At 36.5% G+C, this 20,959-nt stretch carries 19 protein-coding genes and 1 tRNA gene; 7 read left to right on the top strand and 13 right to left on the bottom strand.

Annotated features, from left to right (window positions below; genetic code table 11):
* The first annotated feature begins 363 nt into the window (after nucleotides 1-363).
* Nucleotides 364-3,156: an excinuclease ABC subunit UvrA gene (uvrA, locus tag FW781_RS00255; RefSeq protein WP_149385586.1), complete on the top strand. Its 2,793-nt coding sequence runs from the start codon at nucleotides 364-366 to the stop codon at nucleotides 3,154-3,156.
* Between the two features lie 126 nt (nucleotides 3,157-3,282).
* The gene (locus FW781_RS00250) at nucleotides 3,283-4,050 is read left to right on the top strand and encodes a methyltransferase domain-containing protein (RefSeq protein ID WP_149385585.1); all 768 of its coding nucleotides are present in this window, start codon (nucleotides 3,283-3,285) and stop codon (nucleotides 4,048-4,050) included.
* Nucleotides 4,051-4,219: 169 nt separating this feature from the next.
* Here FW781_RS00250 and FW781_RS00245 read toward each other — a convergent pair whose 3' ends face one another.
* A complete protein-coding gene (locus tag FW781_RS00245; protein ID WP_149385584.1) occupies nucleotides 4,220-4,861 on the bottom strand; it encodes an NAD(P)-dependent oxidoreductase in 642 nt (213 codons plus the stop codon).
* 341 nt (nucleotides 4,862-5,202) lie between these two features.
* Between FW781_RS00245 and FW781_RS00240 the strand changes: the two genes are divergently transcribed.
* The 4 genes from FW781_RS00240 to FW781_RS00225 all read left to right on the top strand — a co-directional run bounded on the left by FW781_RS00240 (nucleotide 5,203) and on the right by FW781_RS00225 (nucleotide 9,146).
* A complete protein-coding gene (locus FW781_RS00240; RefSeq protein WP_149385583.1) occupies nucleotides 5,203-6,312 on the top strand; it encodes an epoxide hydrolase family protein in 1,110 nt (369 codons plus the stop codon).
* A 9-nt stretch (nucleotides 6,313-6,321) separates the two neighbouring features.
* Complete coding sequence (locus FW781_RS00235; protein WP_149385582.1) at nucleotides 6,322-7,092, top strand: alpha/beta hydrolase; 771 nt, start codon at nucleotides 6,322-6,324, stop codon at nucleotides 7,090-7,092.
* Nucleotides 7,093-7,209: 117 nt separating this feature from the next.
* Complete coding sequence (locus FW781_RS00230) at nucleotides 7,210-8,640, top strand: S41 family peptidase (protein WP_149385581.1); 1,431 nt, start codon at nucleotides 7,210-7,212, stop codon at nucleotides 8,638-8,640.
* Nucleotides 8,641-9,071: 431 nt separating this feature from the next.
* Nucleotides 9,072-9,146, top strand: a tRNA-Arg gene (locus FW781_RS00225).
* Here FW781_RS00225 and FW781_RS00220 read toward each other — a convergent pair.
* Nucleotides 9,106-10,677, bottom strand: a complete 1,572-nt coding sequence (locus tag FW781_RS00220) for a recombinase family protein (protein WP_149387323.1) — start codon at nucleotides 10,675-10,677, stop codon at nucleotides 9,106-9,108. The genes FW781_RS00225 and FW781_RS00220 overlap by 41 nt on opposite strands.
* 96 nt (nucleotides 10,678-10,773) lie before the next feature.
* Nucleotides 10,774-10,947, bottom strand: coding sequence for a hypothetical protein (locus FW781_RS22240; protein WP_167498790.1), 174 nt, complete (start codon nucleotides 10,945-10,947; stop codon nucleotides 10,774-10,776).
* A gap of 749 nt (nucleotides 10,948-11,696) precedes the next feature.
* On the opposite strand from FW781_RS22240, the gene FW781_RS00215 reads away from it, so the two are divergent.
* Complete coding sequence (locus tag FW781_RS00215) at nucleotides 11,697-12,140, top strand: JAB domain-containing protein (protein WP_149385580.1); 444 nt, start codon at nucleotides 11,697-11,699, stop codon at nucleotides 12,138-12,140.
* 185 nt (nucleotides 12,141-12,325) lie between these two features.
* Here the strand turns inward: FW781_RS00215 and FW781_RS00210 are convergent, their stop codons facing one another.
* The 10 genes from FW781_RS00210 to FW781_RS00165 are packed head-to-tail and all read right to left on the bottom strand — an operon-like array spanning nucleotide 12,326 to nucleotide 20,958.
* Nucleotides 12,326-12,772 carry a DUF3872 domain-containing protein gene (locus tag FW781_RS00210; protein WP_149385579.1) on the bottom strand — a complete coding sequence of 149 codons (447 nt, stop codon included), beginning with the start codon at nucleotides 12,770-12,772 and terminating at the stop codon, nucleotides 12,326-12,328.
* Nucleotides 12,773-12,784: 12 nt separating this feature from the next.
* Nucleotides 12,785-13,345 carry a conjugal transfer protein TraO gene (locus tag FW781_RS00205; RefSeq protein ID WP_149385578.1) on the bottom strand — a complete coding sequence of 187 codons (561 nt, stop codon included), beginning with the start codon at nucleotides 13,343-13,345 and terminating at the stop codon, nucleotides 12,785-12,787.
* 1 nt (nucleotide 13,346) lies between these two features.
* On the bottom strand, nucleotides 13,347-14,246 hold the full coding sequence (traN, locus tag FW781_RS00200) for a conjugative transposon protein TraN (RefSeq protein WP_149385577.1): 900 nt from the start codon (nucleotides 14,244-14,246) through the stop codon (nucleotides 13,347-13,349).
* Nucleotides 14,247-14,261: 15 nt separating this feature from the next.
* On the bottom strand, nucleotides 14,262-15,551 hold the full coding sequence (gene traM, locus FW781_RS00195) for a conjugative transposon protein TraM (RefSeq protein WP_149385576.1): 1,290 nt from the start codon (nucleotides 15,549-15,551) through the stop codon (nucleotides 14,262-14,264).
* 3 nt (nucleotides 15,552-15,554) lie between these two features.
* Nucleotides 15,555-15,824 carry a hypothetical protein gene (locus FW781_RS00190; protein ID WP_228720098.1) on the bottom strand — a complete coding sequence of 90 codons (270 nt, stop codon included), beginning with the start codon at nucleotides 15,822-15,824 and terminating at the stop codon, nucleotides 15,555-15,557.
* Between the two features lie 10 nt (nucleotides 15,825-15,834).
* Nucleotides 15,835-16,458, bottom strand: coding sequence for a conjugative transposon protein TraK (traK, locus tag FW781_RS00185; RefSeq protein ID WP_149385574.1), 624 nt, complete (start codon nucleotides 16,456-16,458; stop codon nucleotides 15,835-15,837).
* A 12-nt stretch (nucleotides 16,459-16,470) separates the two neighbouring features.
* On the bottom strand, nucleotides 16,471-17,463 hold the full coding sequence (gene traJ, locus FW781_RS00180; RefSeq protein ID WP_149385573.1) for a conjugative transposon protein TraJ: 993 nt from the start codon (nucleotides 17,461-17,463) through the stop codon (nucleotides 16,471-16,473).
* Nucleotide 17,464: 1 nt separating this feature from the next.
* Nucleotides 17,465-18,097, bottom strand: a complete 633-nt coding sequence (locus tag FW781_RS00175; protein ID WP_149385572.1) for a DUF4141 domain-containing protein — start codon at nucleotides 18,095-18,097, stop codon at nucleotides 17,465-17,467.
* Between the two features lie 21 nt (nucleotides 18,098-18,118).
* Nucleotides 18,119-20,629: a TraG family conjugative transposon ATPase gene (locus tag FW781_RS00170; RefSeq protein WP_149385571.1), complete on the bottom strand. Its 2,511-nt coding sequence runs from the start codon at nucleotides 20,627-20,629 to the stop codon at nucleotides 18,119-18,121.
* A complete protein-coding gene (locus FW781_RS00165) occupies nucleotides 20,626-20,958 on the bottom strand; it encodes a DUF4133 domain-containing protein (RefSeq protein ID WP_077416207.1) in 333 nt (110 codons plus the stop codon). The genes FW781_RS00170 and FW781_RS00165 overlap by 4 nt, the downstream gene beginning before the upstream one ends.
* Nucleotide 20,959: the final 1 nt, after the last annotated feature.

Here is a 20,959-nt window from a genome sequence, read left to right as displayed (position 1 = left end):
AGCAAAAAAAATATAACATAATTTATAAAATTTTATAAAATACTGTGAAATAAACAGTAAAACAGGAATAAATCACAAAACCACCCTCATTTTACCATTTCTCATTGATTATATTTTATTTTTATTTCCCTGATTTACCATTTATAATAATAATTTTTAACAATAATATATGCATAAAATTTTCGCTAAAAATTCGTAATTTTGTGGGTCTTAATTTTACGATGAAAGTATTCTTTTCAAAGGTAATTTTTGAGGAAAATATTTAAAAGTTCAATTGATGACAGCCTTGGAATATTCTGTGGCAAAACACCATTATACTGGCAGCCTTAATGCTGTACAGTCACTTTTATGAATAAACAAAATATGGCTAATACAACAGAAATAGACATAAAAAAACAGATTTTCGTTAAGAATGCACATCTTAACAATCTGAAACATATAGATGTCCTGATCCCGAAGAATAAACTGATTGTTATTACAGGAGTTTCAGGAAGCGGTAAGTCATCTCTGGCCTTTGATACTATTTATGCTGAAGGGCAGAGAAGATATGTTGAAAGTTTAAGTTCTTATGCGCGTCAGTTTTTGGGAAAATTAGAAAAACCAAAAGTAGATGATATCAAAGGACTTGCGCCGTCTATCGCAATCCAGCAGAAAGTAATTTCTTCCAATCCGCGTTCTACAGTAGGAACCTCTACGGAGATCTATGATTATATGAAACTTCTTTTTGCCAGAATCGGGAAAACGTTTTCTCCTGTTTCAGGGGAAGAAGTGAAAAAAGACTCCGTTTCTGATGTGGTAGATTTTATCAAAGCATCTAAAAAAGATACGTCTTTCTTATTGACAGCTCCTTTGGAATATGATGCTGATAATTTTAAAGAAACCCTGAATATTTTGAAGCTGGCAGGTTTCACAAGGCTTGAAATCAACGGAAACTTAGCAGGAATTGAGGATCTGGAAAGCTTCGGATTTGCTCCTGAAAAAGGAATGACGATCAATCTTGTCATTGACCGTTTCTCCTATGAAGAAGACGAAAGCTTTTTGCAGAGACTTGCGGATTCTATTCAGATGGCATTTTATGAAGGACGCGGATACTGTTCATTAAAAAATACAGATACTGAAAAAGTAAAAGAATTCTCCAATAAGTTTGAACTGGACGGAATGGAATTTCTAGAACCAAATGTTCATTTTTTCAGTTTTAATAATCCGTACGGAGCATGTCCTGCATGTGAAGGATACGGAAAAGTAATCGGAATAGATGAAGATCTTGTAGTTCCCAACAAAACATTATCCATCTACGAAGATGCCGTTGTAAGCTGGAGAGGTGAAACCATGAGTGAGTGGAAAAAAGATTTCATCAAAAAAGCAGGAGACTTCCCTATTCACAAACCTTATCACCAATTAACAAAAGAACAGAAAAGTTTCCTTTGGAAAGGTGACGGAAAAAGCAGCTTCCCATCCATCAATAATTTCTTCAAAATGCTTGAAGAAAACCTATATAAAATCCAGTACAGAGTAATGCTTTCACGGTACAGAGGAAAAACCCTCTGTCCTACGTGTGAAGGATTGAGGCTGCGTGAAGAAACCAGCTGGGTAAAAGTGGACGGACATAACATCCAGTCAATGATAGAACTTCCCTTGGATGAGCTGGCTCCGGTAATCAATGGATTAAAGCTTTCAGATCATGACAAAGAAGTTGCTAAAAGACTGATCTATGAGATCACAACCCGCCTGGAATTTTTATTAAAGGTAGGATTAGGCTATTTAACATTAAACAGGACTTCCAATACGCTGTCAGGAGGAGAAAGTCAGAGAATCAACCTAGCAACAAGCTTAGGGAGTTCTTTGGTAGGTTCTATTTATATTCTGGATGAACCTTCTATCGGTCTTCACTCCAAAGACACAGAAAACCTGATTGAAGTATTGAAAAATCTCCGTGATCTTGGAAACACTGTAATTGTGGTAGAACACGATGAAGATGTAATGAGAGCCGCAGATTATATTATTGATATTGGTCCGGAAGCAGGTTACCTTGGTGGTGAACTGGTATTTGCAGGAGATTATAAAGATCTGAAAAAAGCTAACACTCTTACTTCAGAATATCTTACAGGAAGACTGGAAATTGAAGTTCCGAAGAAACGGAGAAAAGGAAAAGAATGGATTCATATTAAAGGCGCCCGTCAGAATAATCTTAAAAATATAGATGTAGATGTTCCTTTGGAAAGCCTGGTTGTCATTTCCGGGGTTTCGGGGAGTGGAAAATCTACGTTGATGAAAGAAATCCTTACCAATGACATTCAGATCCAACTTGGAATGGGTGGTAAAAAAGGAGATTATGATTCCGTAGAGTTCCCGAAAAAGCTGATCAAAAATATTGAACTTATTGATCAGAATCCGATTGGAAAATCATCACGCTCAAACCCGGTAACCTATTTGAAAGCTTATGATGACATCCGTGATCTCTTTGCCAAGCAGAAAGTAGCGAAAATGATGGGCTACAAACCTAAACATTTCTCCTTCAACGTAGATGGCGGAAGATGTGATGAATGTAAAGGAGAAGGTGTGATCAACGTTTCCATGCAGTTTATGGCAGACATCGAGCTTGAATGCGAAGTTTGTAAAGGAACACGATTCAAAAATGAGATCCTTGAAGTAAAATTTGATGAGAAAAACATCTCGGATATCCTTCACATGACTGTAAATGAAGCGCTGGAATTCTTTAAAGATAATAATGAGGAGAAGATTGTAACAAAACTGAGACCTCTTCAGGAAGTCGGTTTAGGATATCTGCAGCTAGGGCAAAGCTCTTCTACCCTATCCGGTGGTGAGGCACAGCGTGTAAAACTGGCTTCATTCCTTGTAAAAGGGGTAACAACGGACAAAACCTTGTTTATCTTTGATGAACCTTCCACAGGACTTCACTTCCATGATATTCAGAAGCTGTTGAAATCACTGCAGGCATTGATTGACCTTGGACATTCCGTGATTGTTATTGAGCATCAACCTGATATCATCAAATCTGCCGATTATATTATTGATATTGGTCCGGAAGCAGGAAAACACGGGGGCGAAGTTGTTTTTGCAGGAACCCCTGAAGACCTCACAAAAAATAAAAAATCTTATACCGCAAAATACATCAAGGAAAAACTTGAACAATAAATTAAAAGCGACTGTTTCTGACAGTCGCTTTTTTGATACCAATTTTCAATAATAACCGGCAGCATTTTGAACCCTATTTTAAAATAGATTCTTTACCTTTATAATATCAATTCAAAAATTATTTTTATGCCCTGGAATCCTGAATTATATGATCAGTACAAGGATGTACGCTACAAACCCTTTTACGATTTAGCAGCATTAATCCAACCTGAAAACAATATAAAAGCTATTGACTTAGGCTGTGGAACCGGAGAACAAACCTCCATTTTAACCGAGAAACTGACAGGTTCCACATTTTTAGGAATCGATTCATCAGCAGAAATGCTTGAAAAATCGAAGAAATATGAAAATGAAAACCTACATTTTAAACTTCAAAGCATTGAAGATACTGCCCAGTCAGAACAAAAGTGGGATCTTGTTTTCAGTAATGCGGCTCTGCAATGGGCGGATGATCATGAAACTTTATTTCCGAAAATTATTGGACTGCTAGCACCTGAAGGACAGCTGGCTATTCAGATGCCCGTCCAGAAAGAAAATGTTCTGAATCAGATTCTGACAGCAATGGCAAATGAAGAGCCCTATGTATCACAGTTGAGTCATTTCAACCGTGATTCACCAGTACTGTCGATGGATGATTATGCTCAGATTCTGTTTGATAACGGAATTCAGGATATAGAAATTTTCCAGAAGGTTTATCCCATCATTGCAGATGATCATGAGGCCTTATATGAATTTATTTCAGGAACTGCACTGGTACCTTATCTGGAGCGTCTGGAAGGAAATCAAAAAGAAAGTTTCATTACCGAATTCAAATCGCGCATCGCACAAAGGTTTACAAAATATCCGGCCATCTATGCATTTAAGCGGATACTGATGTATGGCCGTAAGAAATAAAAGATATTAAAAACATAAACAGCCGTCTCAGATATGTCATTCTGAACGATATGAAATGTAGTGAAGAATCTCATATATTCGTTATCAATGAGATTCTTCCTTCGTCAGAATGACAAAACTCAGACTATTTGAATTCTGAGACGACTGCTTCTGTTTATTAATAAAATAGTTATTCTTTTAGATTATACAAAAACGGACTCTTTCTAAGGTATTCAGCATTATTAATTTGAGAAACTAAAAATGCTGCCAGATCTGAAGCGCTGATATTTTCACCTTGGCAATCAGTAAGACTTGCTTCAGTTGTAAAACTTTCTTCTGTAAGATGAATCAATGGTAACCTTACCAAAGTCCAGTCCAGGCTGCTTTCCATAAGAAGTTCGTATTCTTTTTGCTTATCAGCCGTAGTTTCAGGATAATTTTGGTACATCCAGTCTGTAGCCATTTTTACCTTTTCATTTTTTTGATCAGATAATGTATTCACACTCAAACCTGTGGTTACAATATAGCGGCTGATCCCATGATGATTCATCGCACTGATGATATTTTTCGCCGCATCACTGAATATAGATTTTTCTCCTTTTGGCTGGCCTAAAGTACTCATTACAATATCAGTCCCTTCAATCAATGAACGGACATCTGTTTTATCTCTTACATCTCCTTTTACCACTTCAACTAAGGAATTTTGAAGGATGAAATTTTCAGGATGTCTTAGTAAAAGTCTAAGGGAATGCCCTTTTTTCAAAAGATTTTGTACCAGATATTGGCCGGATTTTCCTGTTCCGCCGATGACGGCAATTTTATAGGTATTCATAATGATTTTTTTAATATTAAATATCAATAATCAATAGCAGATTAGCCGCTAATGACTGTTGATACAACAAATGACATATTGTCTTTGCTTTTGTTATTATATAATAAGGATATTGGGTTCAGAAATTGAACCTAAGATTTTCAGGTTTCAGAATGACTCCTGAATCAGTACTATGTATTACGAGATTTTAATGAATTAAAGTTACATTTTTTCACCATAAAAAAATCAAAAAATTTATGATTTTGACAACATTTATTAAAAGAGAAAGTGCTTAACTTTGATAACAATCTTATTATCAACAACTTTTAAAACAGCACTTTACACCAATATAATATATAGATATGGAACCATTTACTGTTAACATTCCCGAATCGGTGATAGCCGACCTGAAAAACCGTATCCAAAACACCCGATGGCCCGAAGAACCTGAAGGCTCTGGCTGGAACTACGGCACCAACGAAACTTATCTGAAAGAACTTACCAGCTACTGGGTAAACGATTACGACTGGAAAATGCATGAACAGCAGCTAAATCAACATCCGCAGTACACAACCCGCATCGACGGAATTCTGATTCATTTTCAATACATCAGAGGGAAAGGTCCCAATCCCAAACCATTGATTCTTACTCATGGCTGGCCGGACAGTTATTACCGTTTTCATAAGCTTATTCCTTTGCTTACCGAAGGCGAACAGAGTTTTGACCTGGTTATCCCTTCTATTCCCGGATTTGGCTTTTCTGATAAAACAGCGGTCAGCAGTGCAAAAGTCGCCGATCTTTGGAAAAAACTGATGACTGAAGTGCTTGGATATGAAAAATTCTGTGCCGCCGGAGGAGATATTGGGATGGGAGTAGTAAAATCATTGATTTCAAAGTACCCTGATGTCATGGAAGCGGTTCATCTTACAGACGTAGGATATCCAACCGGCCAGGAAGACCCTGCAACAATGAGTGAAGATGAAAAACAATTTGCACAGTTTGTACAGCACTGGTGGTATAGTGAAGGAGCTTATGCAATGGTACAGTCTACCAAACCCCAGTCTCTTGCTTATGGGCTGAACGACTCTCCTATCGGACTTGCAGGCTGGATCATAAGCTTTATCAACGCCGGATCGCCACCGGAATTAATAGAAACAGCCTTTGGAGGAAGGGATGAAATGCTCACCAATATTATGATTTACTGGGTAACTCAGACCATAGGATCTTCTGTAAGAATGTACAAAGAAGACGCTGCAGCTCTATGGAGTGGAACGTATGTTCATCAAAAAAGTAATGTTCCGGCCGGAGTGCTTGTATTTCCGCGTGAAGCTCAGTTCCCAAAAGAATGGGCAGAACGTTTCGTGAATGTAACCAGCTTTAAAAAGATGAATGAAGGAGGTCATTTTGCCGCACTGGAATTACCTCATATATTTGCAGATGAACTAAGAGCATTCTTTTATTCTGTCAAATAAAAACAATCCATGAGGTACTTCTTTTCTATTCTTTTTATCATTCCTCTTTTTATAACCAGCTGTGCTGTACAAAATAAAAATACTGAAAGTCATGATTACGAAGTAAAACTGGATACTCTAACCTTTTATGATCAAAGCAGAAACCGTAAGATTCCTGTAGCTTTTTATGAGCCGAAAACTGATAAAAAGATCCCCCGTCAACAGGTTATTATCTTCAATCATGGATATGGCTTCAATAAAGGCGGAGATTACTTTGTGTATTCTTATTTAACGGAAAAATTGGCTTCAAAGGGCTATTTCACGGTAAGTATTCAACATGAACTGGCGACAGATAATCTGTTGCCAACAGAAGGAAATTTACAGATGGTGAGAAGACCTTTCTGGCAAAATGGTTCGGATAACATTCTGTTTGTACTTAATGAACTTAAAAAGACAAAACCGGAACTTGATTATAAACATCTGACATTAATAGGACATTCCAATGGTGGTGATATGGCAGCGCTATTCGGTAATCAGCATCCTAATCTGGTGTATAAACTGATCACAATGGACAACCGGAGAATGTTTCTGCCAAGAACTTCTGTTCCTAAAATTTATACTTTACGTTCTAATGATTATCCGGCTGATGAAGGTGTACTTCCTGATGAAGCAGAACAAAAGAAGTATTCTATAACGGTACAGTCAACCTCCATCAATCATGGTCATATGGACAATAAGGGCAGTGATGAAGAGAAAAAATTCTTAAATGATTTTGTTTTAAAATATATTGATGAACAATAAATTCAAGGAATCGCATAGAAAGTCTAAATATGTTAATCCTTCTAAACCATTACTAAAATTTGTTAACAGCGCATAAATTTGTTGACAAGTTCTTTATTTTAGCCAAAATTAATAACTATGAAAAAAATGACCTACACTCTTATAGCAGCATTTCTGTTCTGCTCAGTGGAAGCTCAAATACAAAATGCGGGGTTTGAAAATATTACAGATGGATTACCTAATCAATGGAATATTAAAAAAACAGATTTATACGAAGGAAAGGTAGATTATACACAATACTTCGGAGGAAAAGCCTCGATGCAGTTAACAGGAAAGACTAATGATTCCAAAGATTTTCAATCTTTTTCCCAAAAAGTTCCTCTTGACATTCAGGAATTGCAGAAAATAGAAATCAGTGCTTATGTAAAATCTGAAAATACCAATGGAAAAATCAATCTATGGACTCAGGTAAAAGATGAAAATGGTAAGATGATTGACTTCGGAAATTCAGATTCACAGCAAAAGTCTATTGCTGTAAATAAAGAATGGACAAAATATTCTTTAATTTTCACGGTTGATAAAAATGTAAAAAGCCTGCTTCTTGGAGGTGTGTTTACAGGAAACGGAACAGTTTGGTTTGATCATTTTGAGCTTAATAAAATTGCGTTTTCAAAGGAAGAACCTTCAAAAGTTTCTGCAAAATACATTCAGGAGTTTAAAGATATTGTGAAAAAGAATTCTATTGTTTCAGATAAATTAGACTGGCAAAATATTGAAACAACCCTGGGCTATCTTTCAAAAGGGATGAAAACCGTTGATGATACAGATCCTGCTTTAAATTATATCCTCAAAAACCTGAGAGAGGCAGGCGATAATCATTCTTTCATTGATGGTAAAGAACGCACAGAGAAGCAAAAAATTGCCAATACTAATGATGCACAACCTGATTCCAGACTGATTGATCAGAACATCGGGTATATTTCAGTACCGGGTTTTGCTTCTTTAAATACGGAAGTTGGGAATACTTTTGCCTTAGAGATTCACAATATGATTAAAAAGCTGGACTCTGAAAATACGATTAAAGGCTGGATTGTAGACCTGAGAACCAATACCGGAGGAAATATGCATCCTATGATCAGTGGACTTGGCAGTCTGATTGGTGAAGGAACATTAGGGTATTTTGTTTACAATGGTAAAAAGAGTCCATGGATCTATAAAAACAGAAAATTTGGTCCGCATAAAATTGAGGAACCTTATGAGCTTAAGAGCGGTCAGTCAAAAATAGCGGTACTCATCGGTCCAAGTACAGCAAGCTCCGGAGAAGCCACTACCATTGCTTTTATTGGAAAGAACAATGTAAAATTATTTGGGCAGCCTTCAGCAGGATATACTTCAGCAAACAGACCTTATACATTAAGTGACGGTAAAAGCCTTGCTTTAGCAACTTCTTACGAAATGGACCGTAACGGAAAAGTATATTATGGAAAGATCGATCCGGACATTCCTGTAGAGCCCAAAGAAGGACAGGATATGGATATTGAGGCAGCAAAAACCTGGATTTTAAACTGACCACAAAGTTATCCACAACAAATTGTGGATAACTTGTGAATTTTAACATTAAATTCATATTTCGTATTAAAATTATTACTACATTTACTATGTAATAAACATCGAAGTGGAAACTTTATTTGCTTTTCTTACTACTATTGAAATTGCAATTAAATTTGAAATAAAAATTTAAGCACAGCATTGTCGGCTGTGCTTTTTATTGTTGTCTAATTAAAAAAATGAGATGTATTTATCTACTGGATCTGCCTCTAAAGGGCAGATTCTTTTACCCATATACCCCTTTTAAATAAAATTTTCTAAAATTTTTCCCTCTTAAAAAGCACAAAAATAAGCACAATATAAAGTATCCTCAAACATCTGTGTCCACATACAGCCAATCTGTGTAATCTATTGATCATGAAAATAATTTGTAATTTTATGATGCAAAAACAGGCCCCATAGTTCAATGGATAGAATAAAAGTTTCCTAAACTTTAGATTCAGGTTCGATCCCTGATGGGGCTACCAGACAGGGATAAGCTGTTTTCTTATCATTTTTTTTATTATTTGCATCACCTAACACATTGGTTACAAGAGATATACTTCTTAATACTGAATTTACTCTGGTAGTTCGATATTCAATTCCTGTAAATTCAAGATTTTCTGGATATATCGAACTAATTATTTTTCTTTTTGCTTCTACACTACTTGATTGGTATAATAATGATAAGTTAGATATAACTGATAGAGCCTTGTTTAAGCGATCATCAACTTTTTTGGGATTACGAGTCGCAACTAAACAAGTATGAAGTTCATTTTCAAGAATTTCAATTTTTTGCTTAGACTGTGCTTTAATGATCATATAATCGTCATCCTCAATCTTTTCCGCTAATAATTTTTCTCGTGCAAGAGCTATCTTAGCATTATAAGTCTCTATTTCAGAAATTATTCTTTTTCTTCTATCATCAGCTTTGTTATTATACTTTTTATAGGCTGTTAGTAGAATATTTTGTAAGATTTTTTGAACTGAAGGAAGAAACTCATATTTCTTTAATTCCTCAACAAAAAGATTATTGGTAAGTTCAGCACTTTGCCTAAATCCACAAGATGATTTACAATGATAGTAATAATATACTCTCTGACTTCCTTTTGAACCGCTGGCAGTTAAATTTTTTCCACATTTTGGACAAATCAAAAAACCTCTCAATGGGAAAACATCAGCAGAACTAAATTTTATATACTTTCGGTTTTTTCTTTTATTGCCTTCTAAAATTAACTGAACTTTATTAAATAGGGTCTCACTTACAAGAGGAACATGTAAAGATTTTACATAGTAAGCTTCTTCATCTCTATATTTCTTTATAAATATTTTACCACAATACACTGGATTTCTTATTGCAACATGAAAGGCTTGATTACTCAAAATTTTTACTCCCTTTTCTGAAAGCTGTCGTCGTATAGTTTCAGGAGCTTCAATTCCTTTTGCTATTTCATTAAAGAGATAGCGTATTATTGAAGCTTCGGGTTCTTTAGGCTCAATAAACTTATATTTGCCATCTTCTGTAATTTTATTTGTGTATCCGAAAGGAGCGCTAGCCATCCACCTTCCTTCCTTTCGAGCTCTTCGCATCCCATGAAATGTATTCAATGCTCGTCTGTCATTCTCTACCTCTGGTGCAGCAAGATAAATTGCTAACATCATTTTATTTTCTGGTATGAAAAGATCCAATGGCTGTTCTATAGCTTGGGCTTCTACTCCCAGTTTCTTAAGGATACTTATCATTTGATATGCATCACCTGCATTCCTGCTAAAACGGTCCCATTTAGTAAATAAGACTTTATCAATTTTAGATTTTTTTTTCTTTAGATAAATTAAAAGATCATTCCATGACGGGCGATTAAAATTTTTTGCTGAATGATCTTCAAAAAAAACATTATCAATTTTAAGATTATTAGTTTCGCAATACCTTTTTAAGCGTTCTTCCTGATCACGTTGAGAGTAACCTCTATCTGCCTGCTCATCAGTTGATACACGAATATATAAAGCAACATTACTCATAATAATTAGTTTAAAAATTTTCACCTAAAGATATCGAAAAAGTATTTACAAGGTTTGTAATCAACTTAATAGTAAAAACAAGATTTATTAAAGAAGTTAATCGACTAGTATTATTTCAAAATTGAATTTTTCACTAGTTACAAGACCGGCAATTAAATATAAAAATACTAAAATCATTTTTGCTTCCTCCAGAGTAATGTCCACGCCATCAGTTTTAAGGAGCTCGATTGTTTCTTCTGTTGTCATTGTACTTATTTGTAATCTTTCCATATTCACGTTTTTGTTTTGGAACATAAAATTGAATACATAATTTAAAAAAGGTGTCGTTATGAAAGTAAAAGCATCTGTTTGGCAGTAAATGACATATCTTTCAGGTTTAAGCAAAATACTTTTAAACCACCAAAACTTATAACAGGTTACTGTCTTTTAAATTATATACGAAACACCGTTGCGCATTTTGATAAGTTCCTATCATTTATGTTGGAAAATCAGTACAATTTGATTGTCCTGAAAAAATTACATAGTTAATCACTTATACTTAGTGATTTTATTTGGCAAATCATGTCCAAATAACCCCCACCTTAGATCTTATATTTCAATACCTTATTTTTATAACAAGACTTTATATTCATTGATCCCACTGGATTTTTATTGAGAGTTATAACATTTTCAAAAATAACCGGTAAAAAGGCAGCTAAGGTATTGTTGCCAGCCATCGTTTATTCAGCCAAAAGACTACGGCATAAACGGTTTCCTCCCTGAAGGTACCCTCCAATTATTCCGTTTCCTTTTGGCTTTTTTCATTGTCAACACTTCATATCTGCTTTCTTTTTTCCGGTTTTTCTTTTGAAAAATATTCAGCGAAGCCTGAAAAGCTTTTAAGAAATAGGACGGAGAAGAGATTGAAAAGGCTTTTGATCTAAAAAAGATACATAACATTTCAAAGATGTTTTAAATAAAATGCTTTTTTAACTTAAGTACGGGAAACAAAAGGCTCTGCCGTACTCAGAGCAATAACAATGAAATATAATATCGTAAATGAGATCAAATTGATCTACACAAGAAAAGGAAATACTGAAAAAAAAGTACTGAACTCCCAGGATGCTACAGATATTTTCAGGGAACATTTTGATGCAGATCAGATCGACTACAGAGAGTCATTTTACTCAATGTATATGAATCAGGCTAACAAGGTCTTAGGAATACAAAAAATATCAGAATCTGGAATTACCTCTTCTCTTATTGATATCAGAATCATCATGCAGGGAGCTTTATTATGTAATGCCGTATCATTTATTATAGCCCATAACCATCCTTCCGGAAACCTTACACCTTCTCGCGAAGACATAGGCATCACACAAAAAATAAAGGAGGCTGCCCAACTATTAAATATTAACCTGCTTGATCATTGTATAATAACTTCAACCGACTCCTTCTCTTTCTCCGATGAAGGTATTTTATAAGGGACTTAAATTTCTAAAAATAAGAATCCAGAGCCGGTTCCCGGTCTGGATTCTTGTGGCGTCGCGGAAAGGTGCTTGTCCTTTAGGGGGCCAACCATCTTTCCGCAAATACTAAACAATGCTTCTCAAATTAGATGGTTTTATTTGAAGTGGAAATATATATATGTAAGCTAAAGAAATAGTATTTATCCGTTTAGCTTTTTGTTGTTGAATTGAAATTCAATTTTATTCTCATTTCCAAAACTGTCTGAGAGCCATACCGTAAATGATTGTGAAACTTCAGAGGTTGAAGTATAATACAATCTGAACTCTTTCTCATACAGAGGATAAATATCATTGGGAAAATAGGGTTGAGTGTTATAATACTGCAGCTTTCCTGTTCCCTCAAACTGAAAATATCGAAGATAATATTTAGTGTCAGCAAAATTACCTTCAGGAAGAATTTTGATACGAATCTCCACATACTCATCTTTAACTATATCCTTAGGAACAGGCATAACCGACACCTTAAAAGGATAATTCTGCTGAATTTCCAAATCATCTTTTTCACATGATTGTACAAATAGTCCAATCACAAATAGTAGCAAGAAATACTTTAATTGTATTTTAGCTGTATTAATTATATTTTTCATTTTTCATTATTTTTAGAAATTATATCTTATTCCAACACCGAATAATGAGCTCAACTGAGCCATTTGGCTATTTTTCAAAAAGCGAAGTTGCCCGTTGACCAGGAAAACTAAATACTCAGTCAGATAGCTTTCAATAGATAGCTTACCATTTGCTCCATAAATAAAATTATCCGTTGCTGTTAACATTGAACTGTCATATAACAATTCATTGCCCCTATTAACTTGTTCATAACCAACAAGACCTCCAATTCCCAGATTAAGATTGACATTTCGCATGAAGTCTCCCCATACATAAAAACTGTAACCACCACTCAGTAGGAATGTATCTATCGGGATATCGCAGCTTGTGTATTTATAATATTTTCTGCTAAATTCTGTCAGTCCAAAAAAGTAATCACCATTCTTCGAGTAAGAAACAAGCCCCGTATTAAACATATAATTTTGCTTTTCTGGAGATTTTGGAAATACTGAATAGGTAAATTCAACACCAATTTGCTTAGGAATCATCTGTTGAGCAAATATTTTGCTACCCATTATCATCGTTAAGATGACTGTTAAAAATATTTTGTGCATCTTACTCCGTTTTAATGGTTAAATTATTTATCAATCTTGCATGAACCAGATCTTCATTTTCAAGCTGTACTTTCAGATGCCTTCCCCCATTCTTTTCCAGAATTTCAATTTCCAAAACCTGATCTTTTAAGAGCGTAAACTGATCAAGCATATAAATCCCTTTACTGTCTGAATGATCAGCTACTATCCTTTCCGGGAAATAGGTACGAATCTGCTCTAAAATCTTATCCTGAACAACCGTTCGCTTTAAGTTCTTTTTATCGACAATTTTAAAATTGACCAGTTCAATAGCATACCCCACATTACTTTGATTCTTAACCTGCAATGTGAAATAAAACTTGCTGTCATTCACATGCAGTGACCTGACTGAAAACTCAATTCCATAGCTTTTTGAAACAATATGTTTAATAGTCCTGTTGCTTTTATTGTAAAGACTTTCCATAATAAGCCAGGTTAGAGAAGTTGAGCTTCCTTTAAGATCTTCAAATAATACATCAGCATACTGTCGTTCAATACCTCTCTGAAGTTTTACTAAATTATAGCTGAGTATTTCCGGATAAGAACTGTAGGATGCATCAAAACTGTAAAATTTTCCATCTTCAGTAATGACCGAAAAATTAGTTTCCTCTTCAAAATCCCTGACAGCTGACTTAACCCGAAGAACGTTTCCTATAGGCTCTGCCTTATTGGCAACCAACAGGTCACTTCCCAGGTCAACATATCGTATTGATGTAGGAAATATCAAATGGCTGGTTTTATTGTAGGTAACTTGTATCCTGAAAGGCTCTAATTTTCCTTCTTCCAAGGAATAATAGGTTGTCACGGAATCCTGCCCAAATGCCTTGCTTACTAATAGAAGTAATAGCATAATGAGAATATAATGACTCTTTTGTGTATTCATTTTTAATTTTTTTGATTAGTTATTTTTGGGTAAGAGTAAGACTTGATGGCCAGCTTTTACAGTTACTTTCAATTGTCTGGCTCTCTTCTGAAAATAACCCGACAGTCCCTGTACTACTCCTCTGCTCAGATCAGCTGCAATCTGCTGTCCTGCAGATTGGGTCATCATAATATTGGTGCCTGAAGTCTGGCTAATATTAGCTACAATATCGCTTACCGCATTCTGCTCCGCTGAATAAGGAACATACAATCCCATCTGACCGTCAGTGTCATAAACATTGATTTCTACAGGATAGATATTACCTTGAGATTGAATGGAAGATATTTTTAACTGAAGCCTCCCGCCCTGAAATTTGCTTACTGCAATCAGTAAGCTCCCAATTGGAATTTCAGCTCGTCCGACTTTCATCGCTTCTGAAAGCCTTATAGATAATGTACTTTCGTTGACCAAAGTCTTAGTTTCATAGACCACACCTCTTATTGCGTTTTTTGTTTGAACTGAGTTTTCTGAATCATTTTGACTGTCATAAAATCTATTCTGATTCAAACCTGCGATAAAAGCACTATCCGACCGGTCTCTGTATAATGAGGAAACAACATTGGAACGTACCGGTATTGCTGAAGTCAGTTTAACCTTCTTTTCCGTTGACTTTTCGACCTCTTCTTTTTCTGCTGGTTTTTCCTGCTTTGGCGTCGTTGGAAGATACTTAGCAGCCATTTGATACGATTTTTCCATGAGCTCTAACTGGTCGTTCATTCCCAGACCCGCAGGAACAGCATGATTTTGCATTGACTCATTCTTTAACCTTGAAATTTCTTTCCTTAGGTTATTGACCTCCTGATTATCCCGATTATAGAATGAGCTTAAGGTCTGCTGTGCATTTCGATAACTGTTCAGAGCATTCTGATCGGATTGCTGAAGTACACTTCTAGTGGATGTTGAAGAAGGTGCGTTGCTATTATAGTTCTGGTCATTCCAGTAATCTGATAAAGTTGTTATTGAACTTCTCTTTTCTTCATTCTTTTGCTCTAATAACTGCTGCTCATAAGCCTTTTGCTTATCAGACTGCAATTGACCGTCTTCTGCCTGTGGAATAGCTGCATTAAAGCCAGCCTCTTCCATAATGGTATGATCGGTTTTGGGCTTAAAGATGAGATAAAAGCAAGATGCACATACAGCAGCCATCAAAAAGTAGATGAAAGGTTTCTTTAATCTTTCCCATTTAGCCTTGGGATGATCATTCACTCCGTTAGAATTTTGGGAGAGATCATTTTCTGTCACTCTAATTTTCTCTGAATCTTTCATATTCTATTTTTTAGTGGATGAGTTTACTATTTCATTATGCTTCGATCCTTTTTCGGTAGGTTTCTTAGAAATGCCGTCAATATGATTGATAGACATGGTATTACTTCTTTGACCTGTAGAAATACAGATATTGACAATGACGATGACGGTTATCAAAACATAACTACCAAAGAGAACCTTGGTCAGGAATTTTTGCTGCTCTACCGGAAGAGATTTCCAGTGTGTATCAATCTTTACAACATAATTTTCGAGTGTATCTCTTAGTTTTTTCATATCGGTCTTATTAGCGTTCAACAGTGTCGACATCTCTATTTTCAATCACGTTGAATTTTTCAATCGTAAATCCCTGCGGATTGCTGTCAGACCTTACAGAATTAACCAGTGAACAGTTGGTAACTAAATTTCTTATGGTAAGATTGCTGGATCTGATAATGAATTGTCTCGCATAAGTTTTTACGCCGTAAGGATAACTGTCAAAGTTGGCAACGACACTGTCTATCTCAACTCTCTGCTGGATATTACCGGAAATGATTCTGTTATAGTAGCCTTTTTCCTGAAGGTCTTTATAGTAATTGAATGCGGATTGATCAGCCAAATTAAAAGCCCTTTTTACATTACTTTCAATAGCATTCTTATCAGGGGCAATGGTGAAGAACAATTCATGAAATCGCCTCACATGCTCTCTTGCTTCTACAGGTCTGTTGATCGACATATCCTGTGAAAGGGCTACCATCAATGATTTGCCGTTATCCAGCACATAGATCTTTTGACGCTGCTCTTCGGCAAACTGATAGGATTTGAATACCACAATCCCTACAACTCCAAAACACAACACCGCAAAAACAAATGTAAACAAGCGGATCTGCTTGAAGCTGCTCTCAATATTTCTTAACGTTTTAAATTCCATAGAACTGTATTTTTATTTTAATAATCTTCCTGAAATATTCCCTGTAGCAGAACCTACTGCTGCTCCCGCTACATTGCCTGATTTCGTTGCAGTTTGGTTCACATTACGCATGAAATTACCTGCTCCTCCTGCCTGAATTACCCAGCCAGTCACCGTTGGCACCGTAAAATAACCTATGATCCCAATCACCATATAGATGACGTATACCGTATTGGAGGTATCAGGAATAAAGGTGGGATCTGCGAGCATTTCGATATCCCGTTCCAAGATCAAGGTTTGTATCTTGGCAAGAATGGCACTGAAAATATCAGCAACAGGCAGCCATAGGTAAACACTTATATATCTTGTCAGCCATTGACTTAAAGTGGTCTGAAATCCATCCCAAACTGAAATAGCGAATGCTATTGGTCCCAAGATTGAAAGCACTATCAGAAAGAATGTCCTTATCGTATCAATAACCAAGGCTGCCGATTGAAACAATATTTCAAGAAACTCCCGGAAACCATCTCTGATATCTTTTTTGATGGCAAACATCTCTCGTTCAATATACATTCCGGACATCGTGACCAGATCCGATGGTGACCATCCGAGCTCTTCCAGCTTTTTATCAAATTCTTCATTTGAAATCAGGTAAGCCATCTCCGGATTCCTGAGCATCGCTTCCCGTTCTAAAAGATCCTTTTTCTGCTGCAGTTCATTCATATCCAAGATCTGATTCTCCAGCATTGAATGACTTCCCTCAACGATGGGACTCATTACCCCATTAAGACTTCCTAGTACCAATGTCGAAAAAAACATAATGCAGATACCTATGGCAAAAGGTCTCAGCATGGGAAACAAATCAATCGATTCTGCACGGCTCAATGACTGCCAGACTTTTAGTGCTACATAGAATAAAGCACCTAATCCTGCGACTCCTTTTGCCACAGCAGCCATATCGGCGCACATCGGCATCATTTCCTCATAAACGGAACGAAGTACTTCGTGTAAGTTATTCGGTTCCATCTTACCAGTATTTTTGATTGGAGGTTCCGTAAAGATCTAACACCCTTTGGGTGTTGTTCTGTTTTTTTGCTCTGAGATAACTGACCGAAATATTTTTATTGGTATAGTATCGTACCAGATTATGATACGCTTTGACCTCTTTATACACCCGATCAACAACATCCATCCTTTCTTTATCATTCAGAGAAAGACCGTTAGAAGTGATGATCTCTTTGAGCTCTTTCAATAGCTCCGTACTCTCGGTAAGAAGCGCAGAATAACCATTGGCAATAGAAGCTAATTCCTGAGCATTAAAGTTGGGGTCATTCAGCATTTTACCGAAATTATTCACATACATCTCCGAAACATCACCTACCAAAAGAACAGTCTGCTGAACTTTTCTGGCATCTTTGACCAGATTATTGATAGCTTTCAGCTGGTCATAATACTCTTTACCTTGTTCATATACTTTCTTAACTTCATTGAAGTTCTTAACAACGTTAGATACCGTTGATGAAGTCTGCACGATTTCATTGGCTGAGTTCAAAATTCCTGAAGCCAGGTTTGCGGGGTCTGTTACGACAAATTGTGCTTTTGTATAGGTTACGGCAGCAAAAAATGCTACCATTAAGGTTTTAATGATTAAATTTTTCATTGTTGTCAATTTTTAAATGATTTAATTTTCTTTTGTATTCAATTTGATTCTCTTAAGAGAAATCCTCTTGATGGCATGTTCGACATTGCCGTCAAGTTCCGATGCAAGATTCATCACTTCCATCTTTTCCGTTTCTTCGGTGGTATAGGCCAGATATTCTTCGGTAGAAACTTCGGTCGCATAGACTGCAGAGTGTGTTCCACCCAATCCAATCCATACTTCTTTATACAATCTTCGCGGATCGTTGTTCATATTGATAGAAAGTACCTGAGATTTCTCCTTGTCAGTCAATCCCAGCATCGCCTGAATATCATCGAACTTATTCATATACTTTCGCTGGTCCAAAAGGATTTTACAGTCTGAATTGTTAATAATACTTTCTTTCACAATCGGTGACTGAATGATATCATCGACTTCCTGAGTTACTACGATGGCTTCCCCGAAGAATTTCCTCACCGTTTTGAACAAATACTTGATGTACTCAGCCATCCCCTCTTTGGCAATGGCTTTCCAGGCTTCTTCGATGAGGATCAGTTTTCTGATTCCTTTGAGTCTTCGCATCTTATTGATGAAGACTTCCATTATGATAATGGTCACAATAGGGAACAGAATTTTATGATCTTTAATGGCATCGATTTCAAAGACAATGAAACGCTTGGATAAAAGATCCAGCTGCTTCTCTGAATTGAGCAGATAATCATACTCCCCTCCTCTGTAATAAGGTTCCAGCACATTAAGAAAGTTGGCAATATCAAAGTCCTTTTCCCTGACTTTCTTCTGCTCCAGTACATTCTGGTAATCTTCTTTGACATACTCATAGAACCCATTAAAAGAAGAATGCTGTTCATTCGTTTTAATCCTTTCGATATATCCGCTGACTGCATTGGACAGGGCCACTTCCTCTGAACGGGTCGGTGGCTCATCATCTCTTTTCCACAGGGTCAGAATCAAGGTTTTAATACTCTCCCTTTTTTCGATGTCAAAAACGCCGTCATCAGTATAGAATGGATTGAAAGCAATAGGGTTGTCTTCTGTATAGGTGAAATATACTCCATCCTCTCCTTTGGTTTTACCTTTAATGAGTTCACATAATCCCTGGTAGGAATTTCCAGTATCAACCAACAATACATGCGCTCCCTGCTCATAATATTGCCGTACCATATGATTGGTAAAGAATGATTTACCACTGCCCGATGGACCAAGGATAAACTTATTTCTATTGGTGATAATCCCCTGTTTCATCGGCAGATCTGAAATATCCAGATGAATCGGTTTTCCGGTCAAACGGTCAGCCATTTTGATCCCAAAAGGTGAAGGTGAATCCTGGTAGTTGGTTTCCTCTGTAAAAAAACACACAGCAGGTTCGATGAATGTGTAGAAGCTTTCTTCACTCGGAAAATCACCTGCATTGCCCGGAATTCCTGACCAATACAAAGTGGCCGTATCAGTAGTATTGTGACGAGGTTTACATTCCATCAAGGCTAGAGCACTTCCCGTATCATTCTTTAACTGCTTGAGTTCAGTAGGATTGTCAGACCATGACATCACATTAAAATGAGCGCGGATAGATTGAAGACCATAAGAGTGTGCTTCATTTAAATACTTTTCAGTCCATTCTTTATTGATCTGATTGGCTCTGCTGTACCTTGCCAGAGAATGCATATTCCTAGCAGATTTTTCAAACTTGTTCAGATTCTCATCACTGTTGTCGATGAATAGATATTGGTTATAAATGTGATTACAACTGAGCAGAAGTCCCACCGGAGAAGCAAAAGACAGTAAACAGTCACTGCGGTCTGTGCTTAACTTCTCATAACGACTATGTGATGAGACAGTACTTGGTAAATCCTCAGTATCCGATAAGGTGTGCATAGTGATTCGGTTATTACCGATTCGCATTTCTTCAGATCCCAGCTTAATATCCTGCAATGATGGATTGGTTTCACGGGATAGAGTCAGATACTGTTCCAGTAGTCCTGACCTCTCTGAAGTTCCTGATATCTCATCTTCTGTCATCCTTTCCAAATGGATATAACCGCTGTCATTCATTATCCGCTCCAGCTGATCGACCGCTTCAAGAAAACGACTAATGACTTCTTTGTCTTTAATCTCTTTCGGAATCAGTTTTCCTTTACAGAGTGATGAAAAGTTGCTCTGCATACGCATTCTCTCCTTACTTGTTTTTGTGATAAACAGGTAGCAGTAATGATTTAAAAAGGGCCTCTCATTGAAATGCCTTTCAAATGATTTGGAAAGAAAACTCTGGTCTTCTTGTGACAAATCAGGATTGTAGTTTTCTTTGATAAACCAGTCCTGTTTGTGAACCACAGTGAAATCCGGGAGTGTTTTAATGGCTTTGAACCAAGCGGAATGCATGGCTTCATACTCAGCGGAAGCGACAGTAAAAAGTTCGGGGAGTCTGACCTTAAAGCAAACCGTAACATCAGCGTCTTTTGAAATGATACAATCATTTTCAATCGCCAACAGTGGAAATTTACTTTCCAGAGTGGCTGCCTTGGAAGAATTTCTCATATGTTTGTTCTTTTACGGTTAATTTTCAGATACCGGTAAATACTCTTACGACTGATGATATATTTCGGATGCTTTTTTTGAGCACCTATTTTCATCAGACCGTGCTCACCGTATTTTCTATTCAGTGCGAAAGTCTGCCAGGTAAGAAGTCCACTGCTGATTCCTCCAAGAATTAAACACAGATACGTATTGACGCCTGCCATATACATAATCATTACACAGATCAATATTCCTAAGAGTCCTCCACTGAAGATAAAGAGGTATTGCGCTTTTAACCCTTTAAATTCTACTGTCCTCCCTATTCCTTTATTAATATGATAGGTATTCATA

This window comes from Chryseobacterium panacisoli (genome assembly GCF_008274625.1).
Lineage (GTDB): Bacteria > Bacteroidota > Bacteroidia > Flavobacteriales > Weeksellaceae > Chryseobacterium > Chryseobacterium panacisoli.
The sequence above is the reverse complement of the archived record's forward strand: the minus strand, read 5'-3'. Positions and strand labels throughout refer to the sequence as shown.